This window comes from Rhizobacter sp. SG703 (assembly GCF_012275445.1).
GTDB lineage: Bacteria > Pseudomonadota > Gammaproteobacteria > Burkholderiales > Burkholderiaceae_C > Rhizobacter.
Genome location: NZ_JAAZQK010000006.1, coordinates 160524 through 184931 on the forward strand (window position 1 = coordinate 160524; position 24408 = coordinate 184931).

The 24408-nt window shown below is 69.4% G+C and carries 24 protein-coding genes and 1 tRNA gene; 8 read left to right on the forward strand and 17 right to left on the reverse strand.

Features of this window, described 5'->3' with window-relative positions:
- Positions 1-13 precede the first annotated feature (13 nt).
- Positions 14-604: a helix-turn-helix domain-containing protein gene (locus tag FHT26_RS14020; protein WP_210427394.1), complete on the forward strand. Its 591-nt coding sequence runs from the start codon at positions 14-16 to the stop codon at positions 602-604.
- Position 605: 1 nt separating this feature from the next.
- Positions 606-1133 carry a GNAT family N-acetyltransferase gene (locus FHT26_RS14025; protein WP_168560742.1) on the forward strand — a complete coding sequence of 176 codons (528 nt, stop codon included), beginning with the start codon at positions 606-608 and terminating at the stop codon, positions 1131-1133.
- 18 nt (positions 1134-1151) lie between these two features.
- Here FHT26_RS14025 and FHT26_RS14030 read toward each other — a convergent pair whose 3' ends face one another.
- The 4 genes from FHT26_RS14030 to FHT26_RS14045 form a co-directional block, all read right to left on the reverse strand.
- A complete protein-coding gene (locus FHT26_RS14030; RefSeq protein WP_168560743.1) occupies positions 1152-1487 on the reverse strand; it encodes a hypothetical protein in 336 nt (111 codons plus the stop codon).
- Between the two features lie 89 nt (positions 1488-1576).
- On the reverse strand, positions 1577-4333 hold the full coding sequence (locus tag FHT26_RS30500) for an EAL domain-containing protein (protein ID WP_168560744.1): 2757 nt from the start codon (positions 4331-4333) through the stop codon (positions 1577-1579).
- Between the two features lie 101 nt (positions 4334-4434).
- Complete coding sequence (locus FHT26_RS14040) at positions 4435-4737, reverse strand: DUF1330 domain-containing protein (RefSeq protein WP_056807401.1); 303 nt, start codon at positions 4735-4737, stop codon at positions 4435-4437.
- A gap of 53 nt (positions 4738-4790) precedes the next feature.
- Complete coding sequence (locus FHT26_RS14045) at positions 4791-6947, reverse strand: metallophosphoesterase family protein (RefSeq protein WP_210427395.1); 2157 nt, start codon at positions 6945-6947, stop codon at positions 4791-4793.
- A gap of 90 nt (positions 6948-7037) precedes the next feature.
- Between FHT26_RS14045 and FHT26_RS14050 the strand changes: the two genes are divergently transcribed.
- Both FHT26_RS14050 and FHT26_RS14055 read left to right on the forward strand, forming a co-directional pair.
- The gene (locus FHT26_RS14050) at positions 7038-7553 is read left to right on the forward strand and encodes a helix-turn-helix domain-containing protein (protein ID WP_246867887.1); all 516 of its coding nucleotides are present in this window, start codon (positions 7038-7040) and stop codon (positions 7551-7553) included.
- Positions 7546-8265 (forward strand): nucleotidyl transferase AbiEii/AbiGii toxin family protein, encoded by a 720-nt coding sequence (locus tag FHT26_RS14055; RefSeq protein WP_168560745.1) that lies wholly within the window; start codon positions 7546-7548, stop codon positions 8263-8265. The genes FHT26_RS14050 and FHT26_RS14055 overlap by 8 nt, the downstream gene beginning before the upstream one ends.
- Here FHT26_RS14055 and FHT26_RS14060 read toward each other — a convergent pair whose 3' ends face one another.
- Positions 8266-9654: a glycerophosphodiester phosphodiesterase family protein gene (locus FHT26_RS14060; protein ID WP_168560746.1), complete on the reverse strand. Its 1389-nt coding sequence runs from the start codon at positions 9652-9654 to the stop codon at positions 8266-8268.
- A 147-nt stretch (positions 9655-9801) separates the two neighbouring features.
- Here FHT26_RS14060 and FHT26_RS14065 point away from each other — a divergent pair, with 147 nt between their 5' ends.
- Both FHT26_RS14065 and FHT26_RS14070 read left to right on the forward strand, forming a co-directional pair.
- The gene (locus FHT26_RS14065) at positions 9802-10509 is read left to right on the forward strand and encodes a glutathione S-transferase N-terminal domain-containing protein (RefSeq protein ID WP_168560747.1); all 708 of its coding nucleotides are present in this window, start codon (positions 9802-9804) and stop codon (positions 10507-10509) included.
- Between the two features lie 116 nt (positions 10510-10625).
- Positions 10626-10799, forward strand: a complete 174-nt coding sequence (locus FHT26_RS14070; RefSeq protein WP_168560748.1) for a hypothetical protein — start codon at positions 10626-10628, stop codon at positions 10797-10799.
- On the opposite strand, the gene FHT26_RS14075 is transcribed toward FHT26_RS14070, so the two are convergent.
- From FHT26_RS14075 to FHT26_RS14105, 7 genes are all read right to left on the reverse strand, one after another.
- Positions 10800-11081, reverse strand: a complete 282-nt coding sequence (locus tag FHT26_RS14075) for a DUF3297 family protein (RefSeq protein WP_168560749.1) — start codon at positions 11079-11081, stop codon at positions 10800-10802.
- Between the two features lie 61 nt (positions 11082-11142).
- Positions 11143-11820 (reverse strand): response regulator transcription factor, encoded by a 678-nt coding sequence (locus tag FHT26_RS14080; protein ID WP_168560750.1) that lies wholly within the window; start codon positions 11818-11820, stop codon positions 11143-11145.
- Between the two features lie 243 nt (positions 11821-12063).
- Positions 12064-12960: an isocitrate lyase/PEP mutase family protein gene (locus FHT26_RS14085; protein ID WP_168560751.1), complete on the reverse strand. Its 897-nt coding sequence runs from the start codon at positions 12958-12960 to the stop codon at positions 12064-12066.
- A 28-nt stretch (positions 12961-12988) separates the two neighbouring features.
- On the reverse strand, positions 12989-14185 hold the full coding sequence (gene prpF / locus FHT26_RS14090; RefSeq protein WP_168560752.1) for a 2-methylaconitate cis-trans isomerase PrpF: 1197 nt from the start codon (positions 14183-14185) through the stop codon (positions 12989-12991).
- A 28-nt stretch (positions 14186-14213) separates the two neighbouring features.
- On the reverse strand, positions 14214-16844 hold the full coding sequence (acnD, locus tag FHT26_RS14095) for a Fe/S-dependent 2-methylisocitrate dehydratase AcnD (RefSeq protein ID WP_168560753.1): 2631 nt from the start codon (positions 16842-16844) through the stop codon (positions 14214-14216).
- A gap of 123 nt (positions 16845-16967) precedes the next feature.
- Positions 16968-17837: an NmrA/HSCARG family protein gene (locus FHT26_RS14100; RefSeq protein ID WP_168560754.1), complete on the reverse strand. Its 870-nt coding sequence runs from the start codon at positions 17835-17837 to the stop codon at positions 16968-16970.
- A gap of 39 nt (positions 17838-17876) precedes the next feature.
- Positions 17877-18809 carry an NADP-dependent oxidoreductase gene (locus tag FHT26_RS14105; RefSeq protein ID WP_168560755.1) on the reverse strand — a complete coding sequence of 311 codons (933 nt, stop codon included), beginning with the start codon at positions 18807-18809 and terminating at the stop codon, positions 17877-17879.
- 103 nt (positions 18810-18912) lie between these two features.
- Here FHT26_RS14105 and FHT26_RS14110 point away from each other — a divergent pair, with 103 nt between their 5' ends.
- On the forward strand, positions 18913-19791 hold the full coding sequence (locus FHT26_RS14110) for a LysR family transcriptional regulator (RefSeq protein ID WP_168560756.1): 879 nt from the start codon (positions 18913-18915) through the stop codon (positions 19789-19791).
- Between the two features lie 57 nt (positions 19792-19848).
- Here FHT26_RS14110 and FHT26_RS14115 read toward each other — a convergent pair whose 3' ends face one another.
- From FHT26_RS14115 to FHT26_RS14125, 3 genes are all read right to left on the reverse strand, one after another.
- Positions 19849-20229, reverse strand: a complete 381-nt coding sequence (locus FHT26_RS14115) for an Hsp20/alpha crystallin family protein (RefSeq protein WP_168560757.1) — start codon at positions 20227-20229, stop codon at positions 19849-19851.
- A gap of 39 nt (positions 20230-20268) precedes the next feature.
- On the reverse strand, positions 20269-20718 hold the full coding sequence (locus tag FHT26_RS14120; protein ID WP_210427396.1) for an Hsp20/alpha crystallin family protein: 450 nt from the start codon (positions 20716-20718) through the stop codon (positions 20269-20271).
- Between the two features lie 508 nt (positions 20719-21226).
- Positions 21227-22243: a 1-aminocyclopropane-1-carboxylate deaminase gene (locus FHT26_RS14125; protein WP_168560758.1), complete on the reverse strand. Its 1017-nt coding sequence runs from the start codon at positions 22241-22243 to the stop codon at positions 21227-21229.
- Positions 22244-22392: 149 nt separating this feature from the next.
- On the opposite strand from FHT26_RS14125, the gene FHT26_RS14130 reads away from it, so the two are divergent.
- The gene (locus FHT26_RS14130; protein WP_168561023.1) at positions 22393-22902 is read left to right on the forward strand and encodes an Lrp/AsnC family transcriptional regulator; all 510 of its coding nucleotides are present in this window, start codon (positions 22393-22395) and stop codon (positions 22900-22902) included.
- A gap of 147 nt (positions 22903-23049) precedes the next feature.
- On the opposite strand, the gene FHT26_RS14135 is transcribed toward FHT26_RS14130, so the two are convergent.
- Positions 23050-23126 (reverse strand) — tRNA-Arg (locus FHT26_RS14135).
- A 27-nt stretch (positions 23127-23153) separates the two neighbouring features.
- Complete coding sequence (locus tag FHT26_RS14140) at positions 23154-24407, reverse strand: heme biosynthesis HemY N-terminal domain-containing protein (protein ID WP_168560759.1); 1254 nt, start codon at positions 24405-24407, stop codon at positions 23154-23156.
- Position 24408 lies beyond the last annotated feature (1 nt).

Below are 24408 nucleotides of genomic sequence, written 5' to 3' on the forward strand. Positions count from 1 at the left end.
GATGATTATTCCAATGATTGATGAGCACGCCCCTTCGCTGTCCGACCGCATCGCACGGAACCTGCGCGAGCTGCGCGCCGCGCGTGGGCTGTCGCTCGACGAACTGGCGACGCAGTGCAACGTCAGCCGCTCGATGATCTCGCTGATCGAGCGCGGCGAGAGCAGCCCGACTGCCGTCGTGCTGGAGAAACTGGCCACCGGGCTCGGCGTGCCGCTTGCGTCGTTGTTCGAGGCGCCGGGCGCTGCACCCGCGCCGGTGTCGCGGCTGGCCGATCAACTGCTGTGGCGCGACCCGGCCTCGGGCTATGTGCGGCGCAACGTCTCGCCACCGGGCTTCGCGTCGCCGATCCAGATCGTCGAGGTCGCCTTCCCGGCCGGCGCGCGCGTCAGCTACGAGACCGCCGCCCGCACGCCGCGCGTGCACCAGCAGGTCTGGGTGCTCGAAGGCAGCATCGCCATCGCGCTCGGCGACGAGCGGCACCGGCTGAACGCCGGCGACTGCCTGGCGATGGTGCTCGACCGCCCGATGAGCTACCACAACCCGACACGCAAGCCGGCCCGCTACGCCGTCGTGATCACCACCGACACCGCCCCCTGGAGATGACATGCCCTCCCCTGACCTGACCGTGCGCCGCCTCGCCACGCTGACGCCGGCCGACATCGATGCGCTGAGCGCGGTGCTGATCGACTGCGTCGACGGCGGCGCCTCGGTCGGCTTCATGCAACCGTTCGATCCGGCGCGCGCTCGGGCCTTCTGGCGCCGCGTGGCCGACGGCGTCGCCCGCGGCGAGCGCGCACTGCTGGTCGCGCAAGACGCGCTGGGCATCGTCGGCACCGTGCAGCTGGTGCTCGACCAGCCGGACAACCAGCCGCACCGCGCCGACCTCTGCAAGATGCTGGTGCACCGCCGCTCGCGCCGCCAGGGCACCGGCGCCGCGCTGATGCGCGCGGCCGAAACGCTGGCGCGCGAGAATGGCAAGACGCTGCTGGTGCTCGACACCGCGAACCCGGATGCCGAGCGCTTGTACGAGCGCGAAGGCTGGCAACGCGTCGGCACGGTGCCCGACTACGCGCTGCTGCCCGATGGCGGGCTGTGCGCGACGACCTTCTTCTATCGCCAGCTCAGCGGCTGATCGAAACGATCCGGCGGTTCAGCGTCCCACCGCCGCACACAGCCGCGCCGCCTGCCGCACATGCGGCGCCAGCACCTGCGTCTCCGCTGCGTCGTCGCGCTTCAGCGCATGCGACGCGGCGGCCTGCCACTCCGCGTCGCTGACGCTCTGGCCCAGGCTCTTGCTCCAGCAGCCGCACATCGCCTGCGCATTCGACGGCGTCAGCCCGCCGGCCTTCGCGTCGACCACGCAGCCGGCCTCGAGCTTCTGGCGGTACTGGGCAATCTGCTCGGGGCGCAGCTCGGCGGACACCGGCTGCGCGCTCGCGCCGCCGATGAAAAACAGTGCCGCCGTCGCCAGAAAGAATCGATTCATCGTCCGCCGATTGTGCGTGCCGGCGCGGCCGCGGAGAAGCGTTGCATCCCCCCGGTTTCAGGGTGCGCCGACCAACACGATGAAGGCCTTCAGGCCGCGACGAGTGTCGGCTGCCGGTCGCCGACCAGCAGCGTGGTCGCGGTGGCGGCCGGCGCGGGTCGCGAATGCAGGAAGCCCTGCACGATGTCGCAGCCCCAGCCGTCGAGCAGGCCCTGCTGGGCCGGCGTCTCGACGCCTTCGGCAGTGACCGACAGGCCGAGGCTGTGCGCCAGCTCGATCACCGTGCGCACGATGGTGTCGTCCTGCTCGCTCGCGCCGAGCTGGCTGATGAACGAGCGGTCGATCTTCAGCCGGTTCAGCGGGAAGCGGCGCAGGTACGACAGGCTGGCGTAGCCGGTGCCGAAGTCGTCGATCGCCAGCTGCAGCCCGAGCGCACGCAAGGCATGCAGCCGCGCGACGCTGGCCTCGGCATCGTCCATCACGCTGCCCTCGGTGATCTCGAGCTCGATCTGCGCCGGGTCGACCCCGGTCTCGGCCAGCGTCTCGCGCACCGTGGTCATGAACTCCGGGTGGTTGAACTGGCGCGGCGAGATGTTGACCGCCACCACCGGCGAGCCCAGCCCCGCATCGGCCCAGGCCCGCGCCTGCAGGCACGACTGGCGCAGCACCCAGGCGCCGATGCGCACGATCAGCCCGGTCTCCTCGGCCAGCGGAATGAATTGCGCCGGCGACACCATCTTGCCGTCGTCGTGCCAGCGCAGCAGCGCCTCGAAGCCCTTGATGCCGCCGCCGCGCGCGCGCTGCCCCTGGTAGAACACCTCGAAGTCGCCCGACTCCAGCGCCTTCTTCATGCGCGACTCCATGCGCAGCTTGTCGCGCTGGCCTTCGCCGATGCATGCGTTGTAGACCACGTGGCTGTTGCCCGGCTCGGCCTGAGCCTGCAGCTTGGCCAGCTCGGCCAGCCGCGCCACCTCGTCGTGGTTGCTCGCGTCCTTCGGGTATTCGGACGCACCGACACCGATCGACACCATCAGGTCCTGGTGGCCGATCTCGAACGGCATGTCCATCGCCTCGGTCAGCGCTTCCAGCGAGCGGTGCAGCCGCGGCACGTCGGCGCCGAAGCGGTAGATCGCCGCGAAGGTCACGCCGTCGATGCGGTACAGGCGGCCGGCGTGGCGCGTCGCCGCATCGTCCAGCCGGGTCGCGATCTGGCACAGCAGCGTGTCGCCGAGCTGGTGGCCGACGCTGCCGACGATCAGGCCGAACTGCTTGACCGACAGCGTCACCGCGCAGTACGGCTGGCCGGCCATCGACGCGATGTCGGCCTCCATCGCGCGCCGGTTCAGCAGGCCGGTGACCTTGTCGTGCGTGCTCGCGAATTCCAGCGCCTCGTTGTTGAGGGCGAGCCGGCGGTTCGCGTCGAGCGAGCGCAGGTAGAGCCGCCAGGCCGCGACGACGCCGATCGCCATCGCCACCACCAGCAAGAAGCCGAGCGCGCGCTCGTTCTTGCGCCGCGAGATCTCGACCGCCTGCAGTTCGTTGTCGTGTTGCAGCTGCTCCAGCTGGCGCTGGCGCTGCTGGAAGCTCGACTCGCGCTGCAGCGCGACGACGGTGCTGTGACGGTCGCGGCGGTCGAGGTCGGTCTCGAGCAGCAGCGCTTCGCGCAGCCGGTCGAGCGCCTGCGCGGCCTGCCCGGCCCGTTCCAGCGCCGCGGCATAGCGGTTCAGCTGGATCAGGTATTCGGCATTGCGTCCGGCCTTGCCGAGCAGCGCCAGGCCCTGGTCGGCGAGTTGCCGGCCGGTCAGCAGGTGGCCGGCACCGAGTTCGGCCAGGCCCTGGTTGACGAGGGCGCGCGCGGCGGTGCCGGTGTCCTGGCGGACGTCGGCCAGGCGCTGCGCCCGCAGGGCGAATTCGCGGGCCGCCGCGAAATCGCGGTGACCGAGGTACAGCGTCGACATCGTCAGCAGCGTGTCCATCTCGGTGCTCAGCCAGCTGGCACCGCCCATCTGCGAGTTGACGCTGGACGCCGGACGCACCGCGCTGCCGGTGAGCGCCGCTTGCTGGCGCGCACGCTCGGCGCGGTCGGGAAGATGGGCCGCTTCGGCGGCGAGCGCCTCCATGATCCAGCCGGAGGTGATCAGTCCGACGTCGCCGGCCCGGCTGGCGAGCTCGCGCACGCGGCTCGACTCCTGCAGCGCCGCGGTGAGGTCGCCCTTCACGATGCGCAGCGGCGCCAACGCCTGGAAGGCCTGGGCTTCGCGACGCTGGTTGCGGCCGGTGCGTGCGGCCTGCACCGCGGCTTCGAGCAGGCGGATGCCTTCGTCGATCTGGCCGTTCGAGGTGGCCAGGTCGCCGGCGGTCATGTCGATCCAGTAGCTGAGGTCGGGGCTGCGGACCTTCTCGGCCAGCGGCACCGCGCTCTCGATCCAGCCGAAGGCGGCGCGCACCTGGCCGGAGAACTGCAGCACACAGGCCTTCAGCGTGTAGGCCGACGCGAGGGCCGCGGCGTCTTCGGTGCGGCGGCCGATGTCGGTGAGTTCCTCGATCGCGGCCTCGGCCACGGCCGGCTTGTCGATGGCGGCGTGGGCATAGCCCCAGGCGGCCAGGAAGATGCGCAGGTCGTCACCACCGCTCGCCCGCGCCTGCGCCTCGATCGGGCGCAATTCGGTGATGACCGACGCGGGTTCATTGCCGTGGCGAGCCTCGATCGCGAAGACGGCGTTGCCGATCTCGCCAGCCTGCGCCGGGCGGGCCAGCATCAGCGCGCCACCCAGCAGCAGCAGCAGGCACCCGGCAGCGACGCGGCGTTGCCAGGGGGCGTTGTGGAGGCGGGCGAAGGAGGGCACACGGTTTTATCGGCCCCGCCGGCAGGCGGCTTGAGATGGCCGGACCCGCGGCCGATGCCGCGTGCCGTGTGCAAAGTCGCGGTTCGGCGGCCGCTGCAAGCTCAGGGCTGCGGGCCGTCGTAACCTTCGATGACCACGATGTCGAGCGTCGACACCTTCTCGCGCAGCCGGATCGCGGCCTGGTAGTCCTCCGACTTCCAGCAGGCGAGCGCCGCTTCGTAGGTCGGGAATTCCAGCACGACGTGCCGGGCGCGGCTGCTGCCCTCCACCACCTCGAAGCCGCCGGCGCGCACCAGGAAGCGCGCACCGAAACGCTTGAACGGCGCGGCATTGGCCGCCTGGTAGGTCTTGTAGACCTCGGGATCGGTGATGTCGGCACGCACGATCCAGTAGCCCTTGGGCATGGCAATCTCCAGAGTCTCGGGAAAGACCCGGAGCTTGCCACCAAACGACGCCGTCAGTTGAAGGTCACGGCCGTCGCGTCCGCATTCACCAGCTTCCTGTTCTTGAAGTCGATCGTGAAATGACCGCTCGGCTTGCCGGAGCCCAGGCCCTTGAAGATCGCGAAGACCTGCTTGAACTGGTTCTGGAACAGCACCTGCACCGCGTTCTGGTCCGACGGCTTGTCGGCCACCTTGACGATCGCCGCCGGCGCCGCGGGAAACGCGGACATCAGCAGCTTGTACTGCCTGACCCGCAGCTCGCCCATGTCGCGCAGCGCCAGCTCGCCGGCATACACCGTGCGATGGAAGTCGCCGTAGAACTCGTACGGCGTCACCTTGGCCAGTGCATCGAAGTCGAGCCCGGCGGCGGTGGCCAGCGTGCGGGCCCTGGCGGTCGCGGCGGCCCAGTCGGCGGCCAGTTGCGTGGCCGGTGCGGCCACCGGGCTGGCCGGCGGCGTGCCGGCCGCGGCGCAGGCGGCGCTCAGCGGCACGATGCCCGGCGCGTCCTTCAGCTGGGCCAGCGTGACCGCAGTGTCCAGCTGCGACAGCACCAGCATCTGCTGCAGCGTCAGGCCCGTCGCGGCTTCCTTCATCTCGCACGGCCAGTACTCGTCCATGAAGCGCAGGCGCGACAGCTCGCCGAAGTAGTAGCGGGTGAATTCGCCGTAGCTCTTCGTGTCGAGCACGCCATGGTTCCAGCGCTTGGCGATGTCGGTCGCCGCGGTGCTGGCCTGCAGGTAGTCGAACTCCACCTGGTACTGCGGGAACAGCTCCTTGAAACGCGGCACGTCGTTCAGCGCGACGGTCTGCACGTCGGCGACGTCGGCGCTCTTGTACGTGACGATCTTGTAGGCCGCGCCGTACACCGCGAGCGACGGCGACTGCACGTTGGCCAGGTAGCGGCCGTTGGCATCGGTGTACTCGTTGCTGCCGTTGAAGTGCATGTGGCCGCCGACGTGCAGCTGCAGCCCGGTGGCGACCAGCGCCTGGGTGGTCGCCGATTCCGGCACGCGCGCCGTCTGGAACGCGCCCGACTTGAACACCGCCTTCATCGCGTCGGTCTGGTTCGCGTAGAAGTCCATCGTCGGGTAGTGCGAGAACGCGATCAGCTGCTTGCCCTCGGCCTTCGCGCGCGCGCTCACCTTGGTGATCCACTCGAGCAGGTGCTTCTTGTGCGTCAGCACCTTGTTCCAGCCCGCATTGCCGGCGCCGTCGTAGCCCTTGAAGCTCTTCGGGTTGGCCGGGTCGAACTTGGCATTCGGGATGTAGACGTTGGCATCGATCGACAGCAGCCACAGGCCCTTGGTCGGCTCGACCAGGTAGCTCGCATCGACCAGGTTGCCGCACCTGGTGTAGGTGGTGCCGGCGACCTTGTAGGCGCCGCCCTCGCCTTCGGCGCAGATCTCGAACTGGCGGTTCGCGAGGGCCGACTGCGTCTTCGCGTCGGTGTAGTTGTAGCCGTTCGCGTACTGGCTGAACGGCGTCTCCCACAGCAGGTCGGTCGAGGTCGGCATGAAGCCGAAGTCGCCGAGGCGGGCGATGATGTTCTCGTAGCCGAGTTCCTTCAGCTGGTCGGTGCAGACCACGGTCGGGTCAGCGGCCTTGCAGGCGGCGTTGCCGGTGGCGAACACCTTCTGCTCCTTGCCGTCCTTCGTCAGGAAGTCGTTCTTGCCGGCCTCGTCGTCGTCGAACGGCTCGTTCGGATCGTGGTTGCCCGGTGCGATGAAGAAGCGCATGCCCTTCGCGCGGTACTCCTGCAGGATCGCGGCGATGCCGTCGACGTTGACCGGCTGCGCGTCGTCGGTGTAGTCGCCCGGCAGCGCGACGTACTTGATGCCCTTCGCGAAGGCATCGTCGAGCGCGGCGCGGAAGGCGAAGTAGTTCTCGTTGAACAGGCGCGTCGACGTGAGCTGCGCGTACATCGTGCGGATCGTCGCGTTCTTGCCGCTGGTGGTCGGGATGCCGCTGAAGCTGCTGCTCTTGAAGTCGCCGTACACATCCTCGAAGTGCACGTCGGTCATCAGCGCGACCGACGGCGAGAACGCCGCTGGCGGGGCCGGTGCCGGTGCGGGGCTGCCGCTGTCGCCGCCGCCGCAGGCCGTGACGGCAGCGAGGACGGCGAGGGTCGCGAACGCGGAAGGAATCAGGGTGTGGCGCAGGGAACGCGTCATGGAGAACAGCTCGTCGGTTGCGAAGCCGTCGATGGTGATGTCGGATGGTGACGTGAGCGTGACGCTGGATGTCCTTGAAAAGTGTTTCTCATGCTGGACATTTATCGGATATTGACCATAATGAGAAACACCATGCCGGCAACATCCCCACCCCTTCGCGAAGCCAGTGCGGCCGCGCTGGCCGATCTGGGCCAGCGCATCCGCGCGCAGCGCAAGCAGTTGGGCATCAACGCCACGACCACCGCCGAGGCCGCGGGGATGTCGCGCGTCACGCTGCATCGCATCGAGCAAGGCGAGGCCTCGGTGTCGATCGGTGCCTGGATGAACGCGGTGACGGCCTTGGGGCTTCGGCTCGACCTGATCGATCCGCGCAGCATCGACAGGCCGCCCATCGTCCTGCCCGAAACGATCCGCCTGTCCGACTTCCCGCAACTGGCCGCGCTTGCGTGGCAGCTGCACGACGTCGAGCGGCTCAGCCCGCAGGAGGCACTCGCCCTGTACGAGCGCAACTGGCGCCATGTCGACCAGAGCGCACTCGGCCCGGACGAGCGGGCGCTGATCGAACGCCTGACGCAGGCGCTGGGCGGAGGGCGGCTGCTTGTTTGAGCGCGAGCACCATCGCCGCATCGAGCAACTGCTGCGCTCGCTGAACGCGCCGCTGCTGCGCGACAACGGCTGCTACTTCGGCGGCGGCACCGCGATGGCGCTGCGCTATGGCGAGTACCGCGAATCGATCGATGTCGACTTCCTCGTCTCGGGCATGGCCGGGTACCGCGCGTTGCGCCAGCTGACCGGCGGCCCCGACGGCATTGCCGCGCTGGCGGCACCGGGCAGCCGGCTCGACCCGGTGCGCGACCTGCGCGCCGACCAGTACGGGCTGCGCACGCAACTGCGCGTCGACGGCGTCGCCATCAAGTTCGAGATCGTGCTCGAAGCCCGCATCGCCTTCGAGCTGCCTGGCCCGGCGGACCGCATTGCCGGCATCTCGACGCTCACGCCGCTGGACATGGCCACCGGCAAGCTCCTCGCCAACACAGACCGCTGGGCCGACGACAGCACGAACAGCCGCGACGTGATCGACCTCGCGATGATGGTTGCGCCGCGCGCGCTGCTGGACCGTGCCGCCGCGAAGGCGGCGACGGCCTATGGCGACAGCGTGCAGTCAGCGCTGTCGAAAGCGCTGGAGGCCGCGCTCACGCGCGAGCGCTGGCTGGAACGCTGCATGAAGGCCCTCGGCATGCAATGCGTTCCCGAGGCACTGCTGCGCAAGCGGTTGAAGGCCTTGCAGCCGCGACCGCCGCGCGACAAAGGGGGCTGATCAGCGCCCCAGTTCCTTCAGGTACGCCGCGCGCGCCGTGACGCCGGTGCCGGCGAAATCGGTGAACACGCCGTCGATGCCGGCACGGAAGTACGGCAGGTACTCCGCGACCGGGTCGCCGTTGTAGAGGCCCGGCAGGTACTGCTTCTCGTTGCGGAAGGTGTAGCTGTGCACGAACAGCCCGGCCTTGTGCGCATCGGCGATCAGCGCGGTCGGCGTCACGCTGTTGATGTCGGCCATCTTCGTGCCGCCGGCGTAGGGCACCTGCTTCCAGGCCATCACCTGCGGTTTCCACGGGCCGATGCCGTCGGCGTAGGTCTTGATCTCGGCCAGCCCGGCGGGCGTCAGCATCGCATCGAAATAACGGCCGTCGCCGCTGATCGTCCAGCTGTACGGGCGGCCGTCGACGAAGGTGTAGACGTCGGCCGTCGAGTAGGTGACGACGCCGGTGTCCAGGTGCGTGTCGTTGCCGTCGATCAGCTGGATCACGCGCGACTTCAGCCCGATGCTGCGCAGGTACTTCAGGCTGGCCGGGTCGAAACTCTGCACGAAGACCGGCGCGGCTTGCGTGTTGAGGTTGTTGTCGACGACGAACTTCAGCACCGCGTCCTCGAACGGGTGGCCGGTCTTCGCGGTGTCGCAGCCGTTGGCGATCGCCTGCTGGTTGTTCCAGTACGGGTTCTTGACCTCCGGGTACACCGTCAGCGCGCGGCCGGTCGACGTGCTCTTCGCCTTCGCGATGGCCAGCACCTCCTGCATCGTCAGCACCGGCTGGGTGCCGTTCTCGGCGGTCGGGCGGTCGGCGCGCGCGTCGTAGGTCGTTCCCTTGATCCACTGCTTCAGCTCGGCCACCGTGAAGTCGGTGATCGACCAGTCGTTGGTGTGGTCCTCGCCGTCGACGACCAGCGACTTCAGCACCGACTTCGGATCGGCCGGGTCGGTCAGGTCGCTCAGGTACTGCTTCGGCTCGCTGGCGTTGGCCACCGTGTAGGTCACGTTGACCAGGCGACCCGGCACCGTGCGCTTGCGGGCCATGACCTCGGGCACGGCGGCGGCGACCGCGGCCACGTTGGTGTTGTCGCTCAGCCACGGGTTGTGGCGCGCGACCAGAACGCAGTCCTTGCTGAGGTGCAGGTCTTCCTCGAGCGAATCGGCACCCACGTCGGCCGCGGCTTCGTACGCCGCCTGCGTCTCTTCCGGGTGCAACCCCGACAGGCCGCGGTGGCCGATCACCAGCGGCGCCTTGCCGTCCAGCGTCGCGAACGGCTTGGCGGCCGGTGCCGGCGCCGGGTCGTCGTCGCTGCCGCCGCAGGCGGACAGCGCAGCGCCGGCGAGCAGCGTCAGCGCGAGGAGGCGGGCACGGGTGGGTCGAACTGCGGTGTGGGGCATGGCGTGTCTGGGTTTTGTCGTGACAGATGAGCCGCCGATGTTCGGCGGGGCGGGTGACAGCGCTGTGACCAAGATAGTTCACCCACCGGCACACGGAAAGTCGGGCCGGGGCAGAATCGCCGGCTGCCCCACTTCGCCCCCCGCGCCATGTCCGACCTGTCCGCCTTCCCGATCACCACCAAATGGCCCGCGCAGCACCCCGAGCGGCTGCAGCTCTATTCGCTGCCGACGCCCAACGGCGTGAAGGTGTCGATCATGCTGGAGGAGACCGGGCTGCCGTACGAGCCGCACCTGGTGCGCTTCGACACCAACGACCAGCTGTCGCCCGAGTTCCTGTCGCTGAACCCGAACAACAAGATCCCGGCGATCCTCGACCCCAACGGCCCGGACGGCCGGCCGCTCGCGCTGTTCGAATCGGGCGCGATCCTCGTCTACCTGGCCAGCAAGACCGGACAACTGATGCCGGCCGACACCGCCGGCCGCTTCGAGGCGCTGCAGTGGGTGATGTTCCAGATGGGTGGCATCGGGCCGATGTTCGGCCAGCTCGGCTTCTTCCACAAGTTCGCCGGCCGCGAGTACGAGGACAAGCGCCCGCGCGACCGCTACGTGGCCGAATCGAAACGGCTGCTGAAGGTCGTCGACGACCGGCTGAAGGGCCGCGACTGGATCCTTGGCGATGCGTACTCCATCGCGGACATCGCGATCTTTCCGTGGATCAACAACCTGTTCGGCTTCTACGAGGCGGGCGAACTGGTCGGCATGGCCGACTTCCCGGACGTCGCGCGGGTGCTGGCGGCGTTCAAGGCGCGGCCGGCGGTGCAGCGCGGCCTGGGCATTCCGAAACGGCCGGCCTGATCGCCGCCGGTAGGACCGGGACTACGCGCAGCGGCGGGGTCTTCCGATCGGCGGCGCGGCCGCCGGTGGCTAGAGTGGCTCGATCCGGGCAGCGGTTGCCCGCAAGGAGCAACACCATGTCGTTCGCGCTCTACCTTGTCGGCCTCGTGCTGCTCGTCGGCGGCGTTGCCTGGGGCCTGGTGACCGCCGGGCTCGCGCCGGTGTATGTCGGCATCACCTGCCTGATCGTGCTGGGCATCGGCATCATGATGGCGGTGTCGCGCACCCGCACCAAGGATCCGTCGAGCTGATCAGGCGCGGTAGAACGCCTCGACCTGGCCCTTCAGCTTGATCAGCAGCGGCTGGCCCTTGCGGTCGACCGAGCGGCCGGCGGGCACGCGGATCCAGCCTTCGCTGATGCAGTACTCCTCGACGTCGCCCCGCTCCTTGCCGTTGAAGCGGATGCCGATCTCGCGCTCGAAGATCGCGGCGACATGGAACGGGCTGCGCGGATCGACCGACAGGCGGTCGGGCAACGCAGGGGGTCCGGCGGGAAGGTCGGCAGGAAGATCGGCGGAATGGGCCTCGGTCATGGGCGGGTTCCTGTTCTGGAAAGGGAGAAACCCCGCATTCTGCGGCACGCACCGATGCGGATCACGCCCGCAGCCGGTACCCCGAGGCATAGACCGACTCGATGTGCAGCGGCGTGCCTTGCTGCTTCGAGACGAGCACGCATTTCTGCCGCAGCTTGTACAGGTGCTGCTCGATGGACCGCTTGTTGGCGAGCTCGGCGTTGCCGAACAGCGCGGCCGACAGCATCTCCACCGTCGCGAGCCGGCCGGGGTGCTCGAACAGCACCTGCGCGAGGCTGCATTCGCGCGCGGTCAGGCGCACGCGGTGGTTCGGTGACGCCAGCGTGGCCTGCGCCGTGTCGAGCGAATACAGGCCGATCCGCAGCACCAGTCCCTGCACCGGCGACGCACCGGCACGCACGCGCGCCAGCACGCGCTGCACCAGGCCGGTCGCGCCCTCGGCCTCGGTGGCGTAGTCATCGGCACCGCGCATCAGGGCCTGCGCGATCGAATAGGTGTCGCCGGCACCGACCGCGACGATCGGCGCGCGCGATGCGCCGCGCGTGCGCAGCACGTCGAGCCAGTCGCGGCTCAGCGCGGTGTCCCCCTGCACGAGGATCGCATCGAAATCGGTCTCCTTCCAGGCCTCCAGCAAGGTCTCCGGCTCGCTGAACTGTTCGACGTCGATGGCGCGCGAAGCAAAGGCAGTCGTCGCGCGAAGGCTCTCCGCGCGAAGGGTCCACAGTGCGGCAATCCTCATAGGTCCGTTCGGTTTTCCGGGGGGTGCGTGATCCGGCGGCGGCACGCCTGCCACCGCGCCTGCCATACAGCGCAGGTTGCGTGCCCGTTGCGGAAAGGCTGGAACCGTTACCAGCTTCACGCAAATTCGATCGGCCGCCGACCAATCGCGTCAGATGCCGGAACGGGAGGCCCGGGCAGCGGACAAAAATTGACGGAGTCATGACCGAGCCCGTCGGTCGCCGGGGACATGGTCACGCCACCGTCATGCGCCACCGCCCGGCTTCTTCGCATCCGCCTGCCGCGCGTACCGCGCCTCCAATGCGTCCCACCGCGCCTTGTCGACCAGCCGCTGCCGTTCCGCGAACGGCACCACGAGCATCGGATCTTCATCGAGGCGCCCAGCCTGCTGCAGCGCGCCCAGCACGCGCTGCATGCCGGCCACCGCGCCTTGCAGCGCGGCGTTGGCATACAGCACGAAGCCGTAACCCAGATCCTTCAGTTCCTCGGCACCGGCGATCGGCGTCTTGCCGCCGATCACCAGGTTGATCAGCTGCGGCGTGGCCAGCCGCCGAGGCAGCGCACGCACTTCGTCGGCCGTCGTCACCGCCTCGACGAACAGGATGTCGGCGCCCGCTTCCGCAAAGTGCTGCGCGCGCTCGACCGCGGCGTCGAAGCCCTGCGTGGCCGCCGCATCGGTGCGCGCCATGATCAACAGGTCCGGGTCGCGCCGCGCGTCGACGGCGGCCTTGATCTTGTCCACCGCTTCATCGAGCGCGATCACGTCCTTGCCGGCGAAATGGCCGCAGCGCTTCGGCGCCACCTGGTCTTCGAGCTGGATGCAATCGGCACCGGCGCGTTCCAGCGTGCGCACCGTGTGATGGACGTTCAATGCGTTGCCGAAGCCGGTGTCGGCGTCGACGATCAGCGGCAGCTCGACCGCATCGCGGATGCGCGCGGTGTGGTCGGCGATCTCGGCCAGGCCCATGAAGCCCTGGTCCGGCATGCCGAACCACATGTTGGTGACGCCGGCGCCGGTGACGTAGATCGCCTCGAAACCCGCGTCGGCAATGACCCGGGCCGACAGCGCGTTGAACGCGCCGGGAACGATCACGCCGCGGCGGGCGGCGGCCAGGGCCTTGAGTTGTCGACGGGTGGACATGCGCTTCCCTCGTTCAGGACTGTGTCGTTCAAAAACTGTCGCCGGGCACGCGCACCCAGCCTTCCATCAGCACGCGCGCGCTGCGGCTCATCGACGCCTTCGTGACGCGCCACTGGCCGTCATCGCCCTCGCGGGCCTCGGCACCGACGCGAAGCGTGCCCGACGGGTGGCCGAAGCGCACCGCCGTGCGCGTGCCGCCGCCCGCGGCCCGGTGGACCAGCGTGCCGGGGACCGCCGCCGCGGTGCCGATCGCCACCGCCGCCGTGCCCATCATCGCGTGGTGCAGCTTGCCCATCGACAGCGCGCGCACCAGCAGGTCGATGTCGGCGGCGCGCACCGCCTTGCCGCTCGACGCCACGTAGTCGGCCGGCGGCGCGACGAACGCGATCTTCGGCGTGTGCTGGCGGGTCGCGGCCTCGGCGACGTGCCGGATCAGGCCCATGCGGACGGCGCCCCAGGCCCGCACGGCCTCGAACCGGGCCAGCGCTTGAGCATCGCCATTGACGGCGTCCTGCAGCTCGGTGCCGGTGCAGCCGAGGTCGCGCGCATTGACGAAGATGGTCGGGATGCCGGCGTTGATCAGCGTGGCCTCGAAGCGGCCGACACCGGGCACCTCGAGCTCGTCGACGAGTCGCCCGGTCGGGAACATCGCCCCGCCGCCGCCCTCGTCCGGCCCGTCGGCCGCCGGGTCGATGAACTCCAGCTGCACCTCGGCCGCCGGGAAGGCGACGCCGTCGAGCTCGAAATCGCCGGTCTCCTGCACCTGCCCGCCGGTGACCGGCACCTGCGCGACGATGGTCTTGCCGATGTTGGCCTGCCAGATGCGCACGGTGCACAGCCCGCGTTCGGGCACACGTGCGGCGGGCAGCAGGCCCTGCGCGATCGCGAACGGGCCGACGGCCGCCGACAGGTTGCCGCAGTTGCCCGACCAGTCGATGAAGGCCTGGTCGACGGACACCTGGCCGAACAGGTAGTCGACGTCATGGCCGGGCCGTGTGCTTGGCGACAGGATCACCACCTTCGAGGTCGACGAGGTCGCGCCGCCCAGGCCGTCGATCTGCTTGCCGTAGGGGTCGGGGCTGCCGATCACGCGCATCAGCAGCCGGTCGCGGGCCGGGCCCGGCACCTGGCAGCGCGCCGGCAGGTCCTGCAGCCGAAAGAACACGCCCTTGCTGGTGCCCCCACGCAGGTAGATGGCCGGAATCCGAATCTGCGGAATGCTCATGCGCGTAGCCCGGATGCCGATCCGGGGATCAATGCTGCCTCGCGAGGAAATCCTGCGCGAACCGCTGCAGCACACCACCTGCCTCGTAGACGGACACCTCCTCAGCGGTGTCGAGCCGGCAGGTGACCGGAACATGCAGCGTCTCGCCATTCTTGCGCAGCACGCGCAGATCCAACCCGGCGCGCGGCGCAGGTTCGCCCAGCACGTCGTACACCTCGGTGCCGTCGAGCCCGAGCGTCAGCCGGCTGGTGCCCGGTGCGAACTCCAGCGGCAGCACGCCCATGCCGATCAGGTTGGTGCGGTGGATGCGCTCGAAGCCTTCGGCCACCACCGCCTCGACGCCGGCCAGCCGCACGCCCTTCGCGGCCCAGTCGCGCGAGCTGCCCTGGCCGTAATCGGCGCCGGCGATGATGAGCAGCGGCTGCCGGCGCGCGAGGTAGGCCTCGATCGCCTCCCACATGCGCACCACGCGGCCTTCGGGTTCGATGCGGGCCAGCGAACCCGCGCGCACCGTGCCATCGTCGCCCCGCACCATCTCGTTCTTCAGCGAGGGGTTCGCGAAGGTGGCGCGCATCGCCGTCAGGTGGTCGCCGCGGTGCGTCGCGTACGAGTTGAAGTCTTCCTCCGGCACGCCCATGCGCGCCAGGTACTCGCCGGCCGCCGAGTCGGCGAGGATCGCGTTCGACGGCGACAGGTGGTCGGTCGTGACGTTGTCCGGCAACAGCGCCAGCGGCCGCATGCCGGCGAGCTTGCGCGGGTTCGCCGCCAGCGCGCCCATGCCGTCGCGGTCCCAGTACGGCGGGCGGCGGATGTAGGTCGAGTGCGGCCGCCAGTCGTACTGCGGGTCCACGGGGTCGCTGCCGGACTCATGCACCGCGAACATCGGCTCGTAGACCTGCCGGAACATCTCCGGGCGGACCGACGACTGCACCAGCGCATCGATCTCCGCATCGTCGGGCCACAGGTCCTGCAGCCGGATCTCGCGGCCATTCACGACGGCCAGCACATCGCGCTCGATGTCGAAGCGGATCGTGCCGGCGATCGCATACGCCACCACCAGCGGCGGCGATGCGAGGAAGGCCTGCTTCGCCTGCGGGTGGATGCGGCCGTCGAAGTTGCGGTTGCCCGACAGCACCGCGGTGGTGTACAGGTCGCGCTCGACGATCTCGCGCTGGATCGCCGGATCGAGCGCACCGCTCATGCCGTTGCAGGTGGTGCATGCGAAGCCGACGATGCCGAAGCCCAGCGCCTCCAGCTCGGGCAGCAACCCGGCCTGCTGCAGGTACAGCGCCACCGTCTTCGAGCCCGGCGCGAGCGATGCCTTGACCCACGGCTTGCGCGCCAGGCCCAGCCGGTTCGCGTTGCGCGCCAGCAGCCCGGCGGCGATCACGTTGCGCGGGTTGCTGGTGTTGGTGCAGCTGGTGATCGCGGCGATGACCACCGCGCCCTCGGGCATCAGGCCTTGCGCCTCTTGCGCGCGGGCCTGGTCGAGGTTCGCCGCGATGCCACACTCGGCCAGCAGGCGGGTCGGCACCCGGCGGTGCGGGTTCGACGGCCCGGCGAGGCTGCGCACCACGCTCGACAGGTCGAAGCGCAGCACGCGCTCGTAACGCACATCGGCCAGCGTGTCGACCCAGAAGCCGGCCGTCTTCGCGTAGGTCTCGACCAGCGTCACCTGCTCGCGCTCGCGGCCGGTCAGCCGCAGGTAGTCGAGCGTCTGGCCGTCGATGCAGAACAGCGCCGCGGTGGCGCCGTACTCGGGGCACATGTTCGAGATCGTCGCGCGGTCGCCGACCGTCAGGCCGCGCGTGCCGTCGCCGAAGAACTCGAGGTAGGCGCCGACCACCTTCTGCCGGCGCAGGAATTCGGTGAGCGCCAGCACGATGTCGGTGGCGGTGATGCCGGGCTGGCGACGGCCGCTCAGCTCGACGCCGACGATGTCCGGCAGGCGCATCCACGACGCGCGGCCGAGCATCACGTTCTCGGCCTCCAGCCCGCCGACACCGACCGCGATCACGCCCAACGCGTCGACATGCGGCGTGTGGCTGTCGGTGCCGACGCAGGTGTCGGGGTAGGCCAGGCCGTCCTGCACCCACACCACCGGCGACATCTTCTCCAGGTTGATCTGGTGCATGATCCCGTTGCCCGGCGGGATCACGTCGACATTGCGGAAGGCGCGCTTCGTCCATTCGATGAAATGGAAGCGGTCTTCGTTGCGGCGGTCCTCGATGGCGCGGTTCTTCGCGAAGGCCTGCGGGTCGTCGCCACCGCACTCCACCGCCAGCGAATGGTCCACGATCAGCTGCACCGGCACCACCGGGTTCACCGCGGCCGGGTCGCCGCCCTGCGCGGCAATGGCATCGCGCAGGCCGGCCAGGTCGACCAGCGCGGTCTGGCCGAGGATGTCGTGGCAGACCACGCGCACCGGGTACCACGGGAAGTCGCGATCGCGGCGGCGCTCGATGATCTGCAGCAGGCCCTCGTCGCGCAGCGCCGGCTCGCAGCGGCGCACCAGGTTCTCGGCATGCACGCGCGCGGTGTACGGCAGGCCCGCCCAGGCGCCGGGGCGCAGCGCGTCGACGGCGGCGCGGGCGTCGATGTAGTCGAGTGCGGTGCCGGGCAGGCGCTTTCGGAAAGACTCTGGAGAATGCGACGTCATGCGAAGGTGGCGGGGCGGCCGGGCCCGCGCTGGAGGACCCGTTGCGCAAGCCGCCGGACAGTGTAGACCGGGGTGGCGCAGGCCGCGCGGTGCGCCGGCCGGGCTGCGCCCCCGGTTCGGCGATCAGCCCGCCGCGACGAGTTCGCGCGCCAGCGCCGCATAGCGCCGCAGCGGTCGGCCCAACAGCGCCTCCAGCTGCCGCACCGTGCCGGCAGCCGGCTGCATGCCGTGCCGCTGGATCCGGCTCATCATCAGCCGCATGTCGAAAGCCATCCAGCCCGGCGCGGCGGTGGCCAGTTGCGCCTCGAAGGCATGCAGGTCGTCGCCGCCGTAGCGGATCTCTCGCCCGAGCACCTCGCTCCACACCGCGGCGGCGGACTCGCCGGTGAACGCGTCCGGGCCGACCACCTCCAGGGTCAGGCGCGGCAGCGGCTGCTCCGCCCGATCGCGGCGCAGCAGTTCCGCCACGGCCACATCGGCAACGTCACGCGTGTCGACCATCGCGACGCCGGCAGAACCGATGGGCATCGGATAGACGCCGTAGCCTTCGATGACCGCCTGCACCTGCCGGTCGTTCTGCATGAAGTAGGCCGGCCGCAGCACCGTCGCCGGCAGGTCCAGGTCGTCGATCATCCGCTCCACCGTGTGCTTGCCGGTGAAGTGCGGCACGTCGGTGAACCGGTCCGCGTGGATCACCGACAGGTAGACGATGCGCTCGATGCCGGCCTCGCGGGCCAGGCTGAGCGCCAGCACGGCCTGGGTGACTTCGTCCGGCGTGACCGCATTGAGCAGGAACAGCGTGCGCACGCCGGACAAGGCGCGGCGCATCGAGGGCACGTCGGTCATGTCGGCGACGACCTCGGTGACGCCGGCCGGCAGCGCGGCCTTGCCCGGGCTGCGGACCAGCGCCCGCACGGCGGCGCCCTGGCGGGCGAGGCCCTGGACGACGAGGGAACCGATGGCGCCCGTGGCGCCGGTGACGAGGATGCTCATGGAAAACTCCTTGAAGGGGTGGGAAGGTGGAAATGGAATTCAGGCCGTGAAGTCGACGACCGCCTTGCCGCGGCTCGCGCCGGTGCGATTGCGCTCGATGGCGGCGGGCAGGTCGGCGAAAGGCACGACCTCGCCGACGCGGGCCTGCAGCTCGCCCCGCGACACCTGCTGCGCCAGCCGCTCCAGCAGCGCGGCGTCGGGTTTCATCACGAACCACAGCCCTCGCCGGCCGGCCGGCGTGCGGGCGAGAATCTCGGGCGACGTGGTCGCGACGATCACGCCGGTGCCGGACAGCACCTGCCAGCTGCGGTCGAGGACCTCGCCGCCGACGTAGTCGAGCACCAGGTCGATGTCGTTCACCATGGACTCGAAGCGCTGCGTCTGGTAGTCGATGACCAGGTCGGCACCCAAGGCGCGGACCGCATCGGCATCGCGGCCCGCGGCCGTGGCCACCACGAAGGCACCGGCCTGCTTCGCGAACTGCACCGCGAACGCGCCCAGGCCGCCGGCGGCGCCGTGCACCAGCACGCGCCGGCCCGGCCCGACCGGGCCGGCCAGGTACAGGCTCTGCCAGGCGGCCAGGGCAGCCACCGGCAGCGCGGCGGCCTGGACGTCGTCGAGTGCGTCGGGAGTCGGCGCCAGGTTGGCCTCGTTGACGGCCACCAGGTCGGCATACGCGCCCAGCCCGCCGAGCGGTCCCATCACGCGGTCGCCGGGCTGGAAGCGCGTGACGCCGGGACCGACGGCCTCCACGACGCCGGCAAGCTCGATGCCGAGCACGGCCGGCAACGTGATCGGGAAGGCGTCGCGGACGTAGCCCTCGCGGACCTTCCAGTCGAGCCCGTTGACGCCGGCGGCGCGAACGCCGACCAGCACCTGTCCCGGCCCGGCAACGGGTGCCGCCAGGGTCGAGAGGCGGGCGGCATCGATGCCGCCATAGGTTTCCAGGCTCAGTGTGCGAACGGTTTTCATCTCGGTTCCTTTCCATCGGGGTTGCGATGGATGAACGATAGGCCGTTGCATTCAATAAACACAGACACCAAAATCGAGACTTACTGTCTCAAATGTGGAACACATGGACCTCAATGCGCTGGCCGACTTCAACCTGGTGGCGACCCATGGCGGCTTCGGGCGGGCGAGCCGCGCCAGCCGCCGCTCGAAGGCCACGCTGTCGCGGCGCATCGCGGACCTGGAGGAGCAGTTGGGTGTGCGACTGATCGAGCGCAGCGCACAGGGGCTGGAGCTCACCGAAGCGGGCCAGCTGCTGCTCAGCCGGACCGAAGGCCCGATGAACGAGGTGGCCGATGCCGTCACCTCGACGAAAGAGGGAACCGGCCAGGTCCGCGGGCAGCTGCGCATCGCGGCGCCGCTGCTGTTCTCGCAGCTCGCGATGGGCCGCCTGTGCGCCGACTTCCGAGTCGTCTACCCCGACGTCACGCTGGAGGTGCTGTCCGACGACCGGATGGTGAACCTGGTCGACGAACGGTTCGACGTGGCGATCCGCGTCAATCCCCGGCCCGACACGGCGCTCGTCGGGCGCTGCTTCGCGAAGGACCGGCTGGTCGTGGTGGCTGCGCCGTCGATCGCAATGCCTGCGGCGAGCGAGAAGCCGGTGCGCGTGCCTGCCGCGGTGATGTCGGCCCGGGACGGCGAGACCTGGCGCATCGACGGCGGCAGCCTGACGGTGGAACCGATACCAGTGCTGCGGCTGTCGTCGCTGCTGACGCTGCGGGATGCGGCGATCGCCGGGGCCGGCGTCGCATTGCTGCCGCAGTCCATCGTCTGGAACCAGCTGACGCGCGGCGAACTCGTGCAATGGGGCGCGGTGGGCGGCGACGACGTCGCGCTGTGGGTGCTCCACGCGTCGCGCCGCCTGGCCAGCCCGAAGGTCAAGGCCTTCGTCGATTTCATCTGCGCGCGCTATCCCGGCGGCTCGCTCGTGCTGCCCGGCTGACGCGGCCATGTAGCCGGCGGCAGGCCGCTGCGCACCTGCCGCCGTGTGCCACGCGCGTCAGGCGGAGCTCACCTCGATGCGCCGCGGCTGCGCATGGGCCTGCTTCGGCACGCGCAAGGTCAGCAGGCCGTCCTTCAGGTTGGCCTCGATGCGGCCGGTGTCGAGCTCGCGGCTCAACGTGAAGGTGCGGCGGAAGCGCGGGACGCTGACCTCCGCCCACAGCGCGCGCATGTCGGACGGCATGTCCAGTTCGACCCGGCCCTCGACGGACAGGGTGTCGCCGTCGAGCTTGACGTCGAGCCGGTCCTTCGACACGCCGGGCATGTCCGCCAGCAGCGTGATGCCGCCTGCGTCTTCGAAGATGTCCACTGCCGGCGACACCGGACGCTCGTTCGCGCCGGCAGACGTGGCAGTCGTCAGTTCAGTGCGTTCAGCCATGTCGGTACTCCTCGATGTTCGAACCAGATTGAAATCGCGTCACTGCACGGCGATGCGTTGCGGCTGCGCCGCTGCACTCAGCGCGATGCTGACGCGCAGGATGCCGTCCCGGTACTTCGCCTGGACCTTCAACGGGTCGACGTCGTCCGGCAAGGTGACGGCGCGTGAAAAGCGCCCTTCGGGCCGCTCGTTCGAATACAGCTGGACCTGGACGTCGCGCTGCGGAATCGCCGAGGCCCTCGAGCCCGAGATCTTCAGCACGTTGCGCTCGATGGTCACGTCGATCGATGCGGCGTCGATGCCCGGTGCGAATGCGAACACCTCGATGCTGGCCGGCGTGCGCCCGACGTTGATCTCGGGAAACGCGCCGTAGGCGACCGACCGGATGCTGCCCGGCGCCCCGTCGAGGCCGAACGACCTCGACAGCAGCCGGTGCATGGTCTCGAGTTGCTCCGACAGGCGCTGAGGCGTGTGCATGTTGTCAAGCATGGTGAGCTCCTTCAGGTTGGGTTGATCCGGCTGCGAGGCAGCCGGGACGCGGAGACGACAGCTCCGCCAGCCGGGTCCGATGACCAGGCGACCGGACGAGCCTGGCGGCTCAGGATCGGGCGGCGGGCGGAGGCCTCGGGCCGAGGTCGGCCGCCACGGCGGAGGTCGCGCGGACGCGCCGCAGGGTGTCTCGGGCCAGCAGGTAGGCCGTCAACTGGCGCTCGCTCATCGGAGGCGGCCGTCGAGCCGAGTCGCGGCGCCGGGCATGCGGTTGACGATCAGGTGCGTGCGTATGAGCCATGATTCAGTCCTCTTCCGAATCGGTGGATGGCGTGGGCCACGACGCATCAACTAGGAGCACGGTTGACGGCTTTCAAGGCGAAAAATGGTCAGGGAAAACCCTGAATTCGACCACCGACATCTCCGGAGAGCGTGCCCTGCAGGCTCTCGCCCTTGACGAGACCCTGGAATGCGGACTGCGAGCCCGGGCCAGGCCAGCGTTCACGGTTCACCCGTTGCGGAACAGGAAGCTGTAGGCGTTCAGTGCCGGCACGCCGCCGAGGTGGGCGTACAGCACCTTCGAGCCGGAAGGGAATTCGCCCCGGCGGACCTTGTCGATCAAGCCGTGCATGGACTTGCCTTCGTACACCGGGTCGGTGAGCATGCCCTCCTGGCGCGCGCACAGGCGGATCGCTTCCAGCGTGCCTTCGTTCGGCAGTCCGTACTCGGGGCCGCCGTAGCGCGCGTCGAGCACCACGTCCTCCTCGCCAACGGCGTGCCCCAGGTCCACGAGCTCCGCCGTGTGGCGCGCGATGCGCAGGATCTGCGCATGGGTCTTCTCGGGTTTCGCCGAGGCATCGATGCCGATCACGTGTCGCGCACGTCCGTCCGCCGCAAAACCCACCACCATGCCGGCCTGGGTGCTGCCGGTCACCGAACACACGACGACGTAGTCGAACCTGAAGCCGAGTTCGGCCTCCTGTGCACGCACCTCTTCGGCGAAGCCGACGAAGCCCAGGCCGCCCAGTGGATGCTCGGAGCAACCGGCCGGGATCGGGAACGGCTTGCCGCCGGCGCGGCGCACGTCTTCCATCGCCTGCTCCCAGCTCGGACGGATGCCGATGTCGAAGCCCGCCGCATCCAGGCGCACGTCGGCACCCAGGATGCGCGACATCTCGATGTTGCCGACGCGGTCATAGACCGCGTCGGAGTAGTTGACCCAGTTCTCCTGCACCAGCACGCACTTCAAGCCGAGGTGCGCCGCGACGGCCGCGACCTGGCGGGTCTGGTTGGATTGAATGCCGCCGATCGACACCAGCGTGTCGCAGCCCTGGGCGAGGGCTTCGGGGACCAGGTACTCGAGCTTGCGGGTCTTGTTGCCGCCGAAGGCGAGGCCACTGTTGCAGTCCTCGCGCTTCGCATACAGGTCGACCTTGCCGCCCAGATGCGCGCTCAGGCGCTTCAGGTGCTGGATCGGCGTCGGCCCGAAGGTCAGGGCGTGGCGTGCGAATTTCTTCAGATTCATGGCGAGGGCTTCCCAAGTCGAGTGCTGGAGGTGTTCGACATGAATGCTAGACATCATGGCTACTAACAGGGTTGCCAACAGAGGCCACCGGCAGCATCATTCATCCGAATGAATGGCTTTCGAAGTTCATTGGTTTCTTGAAAGGCGCAATGAAAGCAACAAAAGTTCGCCGCCAGTCGGCGGCCGCCGAGTCGGCCGTCCACCCGCTCGATCGCACGGACAAGAGCATCCTTCGCGCATTGCAACGAGACGCTTCGACGACCAATGTCGCGCTGGCTGCGAAGGTGAACCTCAGCCCGCCGGCTTGCTTGCGCCGGGTCGAGCGGCTCAGGCAATCGGGGCTGATCTCGAGCGTCGTCGCGCTGCTGAATCCCAAGGCCCTCGACGCGGGCATGCTCGTGTTGCTCGGCGTGGTGCTCGATCGATCGACACCGGAGTCGTTCGCCTTGTTCGAGAAGGCGGCGGTCAAAGTCTCCGGGTGCATGGAATGCCATGTCGTCGCCGGCGAGTTCGACTACTTCATGCTGGTGCGAACGCGCGACAACGAGAGCTTCAACCAGCTCCATGCGACCCAGCTGCTGCACCTGCCGGGTGTTCGCCAGATCCGGTCGTTCATGGTGCTCAAGCAGGTGCTGTCGACCACGCAGTTTCCGATCTGACCTGGAAGCCGGTGCCACGCGGAGCCCGTTGACACGTGCGATGCCGTGCCTCTGCCTGGCCCGCGGTGCCACCGTTCGAAATCGGCAGGCAAGAAAAAACGCCCTGGAGGCGTGAGCCTTCAGGGCGTTGAATCATTTCTTGTTTTTTGGTGCGGCTGGCAGGATTCGAACCCACGACCCCTTGGTTCGTAGCCAAGTACTCTATCCAACTGAGCTACAGCCGCTGAGCCTCGCAGTGTAGCACGAGTTTTTCAGTTCTCGGTCAACGTTGCAGCGTGTCGATAGCAATCGGCGGTGCGCTCGACATCGCCCTGCTGCTCCGCCAAGTGCGCGAGCAGCACCCAGGCATCGCGGCGCGCGGCCAGCGGCAGCTCTTCGGCATCGGCCGCCTGCTGCAACAGCAGCCGCGCCTTGCCCCACAGCTCGCGCTGCGCCAGCGCGCGACCCACCGCATGCGCGAGCGCCGGCTCGCGCGGGAACGCCTGCAGCGAGGCCTCGAGCCGCGGCAGCCAGTCGGCCCCGATGCCGTCGATCGACGCGACCAGCGCCTCGGCCAGCGCACAGCGCTCGTCGATGCCCAGTTCGCCGAGCCGCTCCCAGAACGGCCGCAGCGCATTGCGCGCATCGGCCTGCGCGCCGAACTTCGACAACCGCGTCGCGGTGCGCGCCGCGACGAACGGGTCGCGCCGGTCGACCGCCTCCAGCGACAACCACACCCGCCGCACCTGGTCGGCATCGCGCGCACCGTCGAGCGATTCGAACGCGAGCGAGCGCAGCAGCCCCTGCGCCGCCTCCTTCGAGAAGGCCTGGTGCTTGGCCAGCAGCCGCGCGGTCTTCAGCGCCTCGTGCGGCTGGCGCGCCAGCCGCGTGGCCTGCAGGCGCAGGCGCAGCGCATGGGTGCGGCGGGCCACCCCGGGCGGCAGTTCGCCCAGCAGCTCGAGGGCGCGTGCGGCATCGCGGTCGTCGAGTGCCCATTCGGCGGCCAGCAGGCGCGCGCCTTCTTCGGCCGGCCTCGCGAGGCCGCTGCGGCTCGACAGGTCGAGCGCCAACCGCAGCTGCTCGTCGCGGTGCGTCCGGTCCTGCAGCTTGTGCAGGCTGCCGGCGGCCAGCAGGTGGCCCAGCACGGTGAACTCGTTGTCCTGCACCAGGTCGGGCGTGTCGCTCTGGATCAGCAGCGCGCGCTGTGCCGACTTCTGGGCCCGGCTGTAGCGCCCGCCGAAGTACTGCGACAGCGCATCGCGCAGCGCCGCCTGCGCGGTGCGGTCCCGGCGCGCGACCCGCCATTCGTGCGCCCGGCGCGGCAACCCGATCAGCGCGTTGACCGCCTGGATCACCGCGACCAGCGCGAAGCAGGCCGCCAGCAGCGCGATCAGGAACAGATTCAGCGAAACGTCGAGCCGCCACGAGCCCCAGTAGAACGACGCCAGGCCGTCGTTGGTGCCCAGCACCGACGCGCTGACCACCGCCAGCGCGAACAACAGCACGAACCAGATGACAGCACGCATC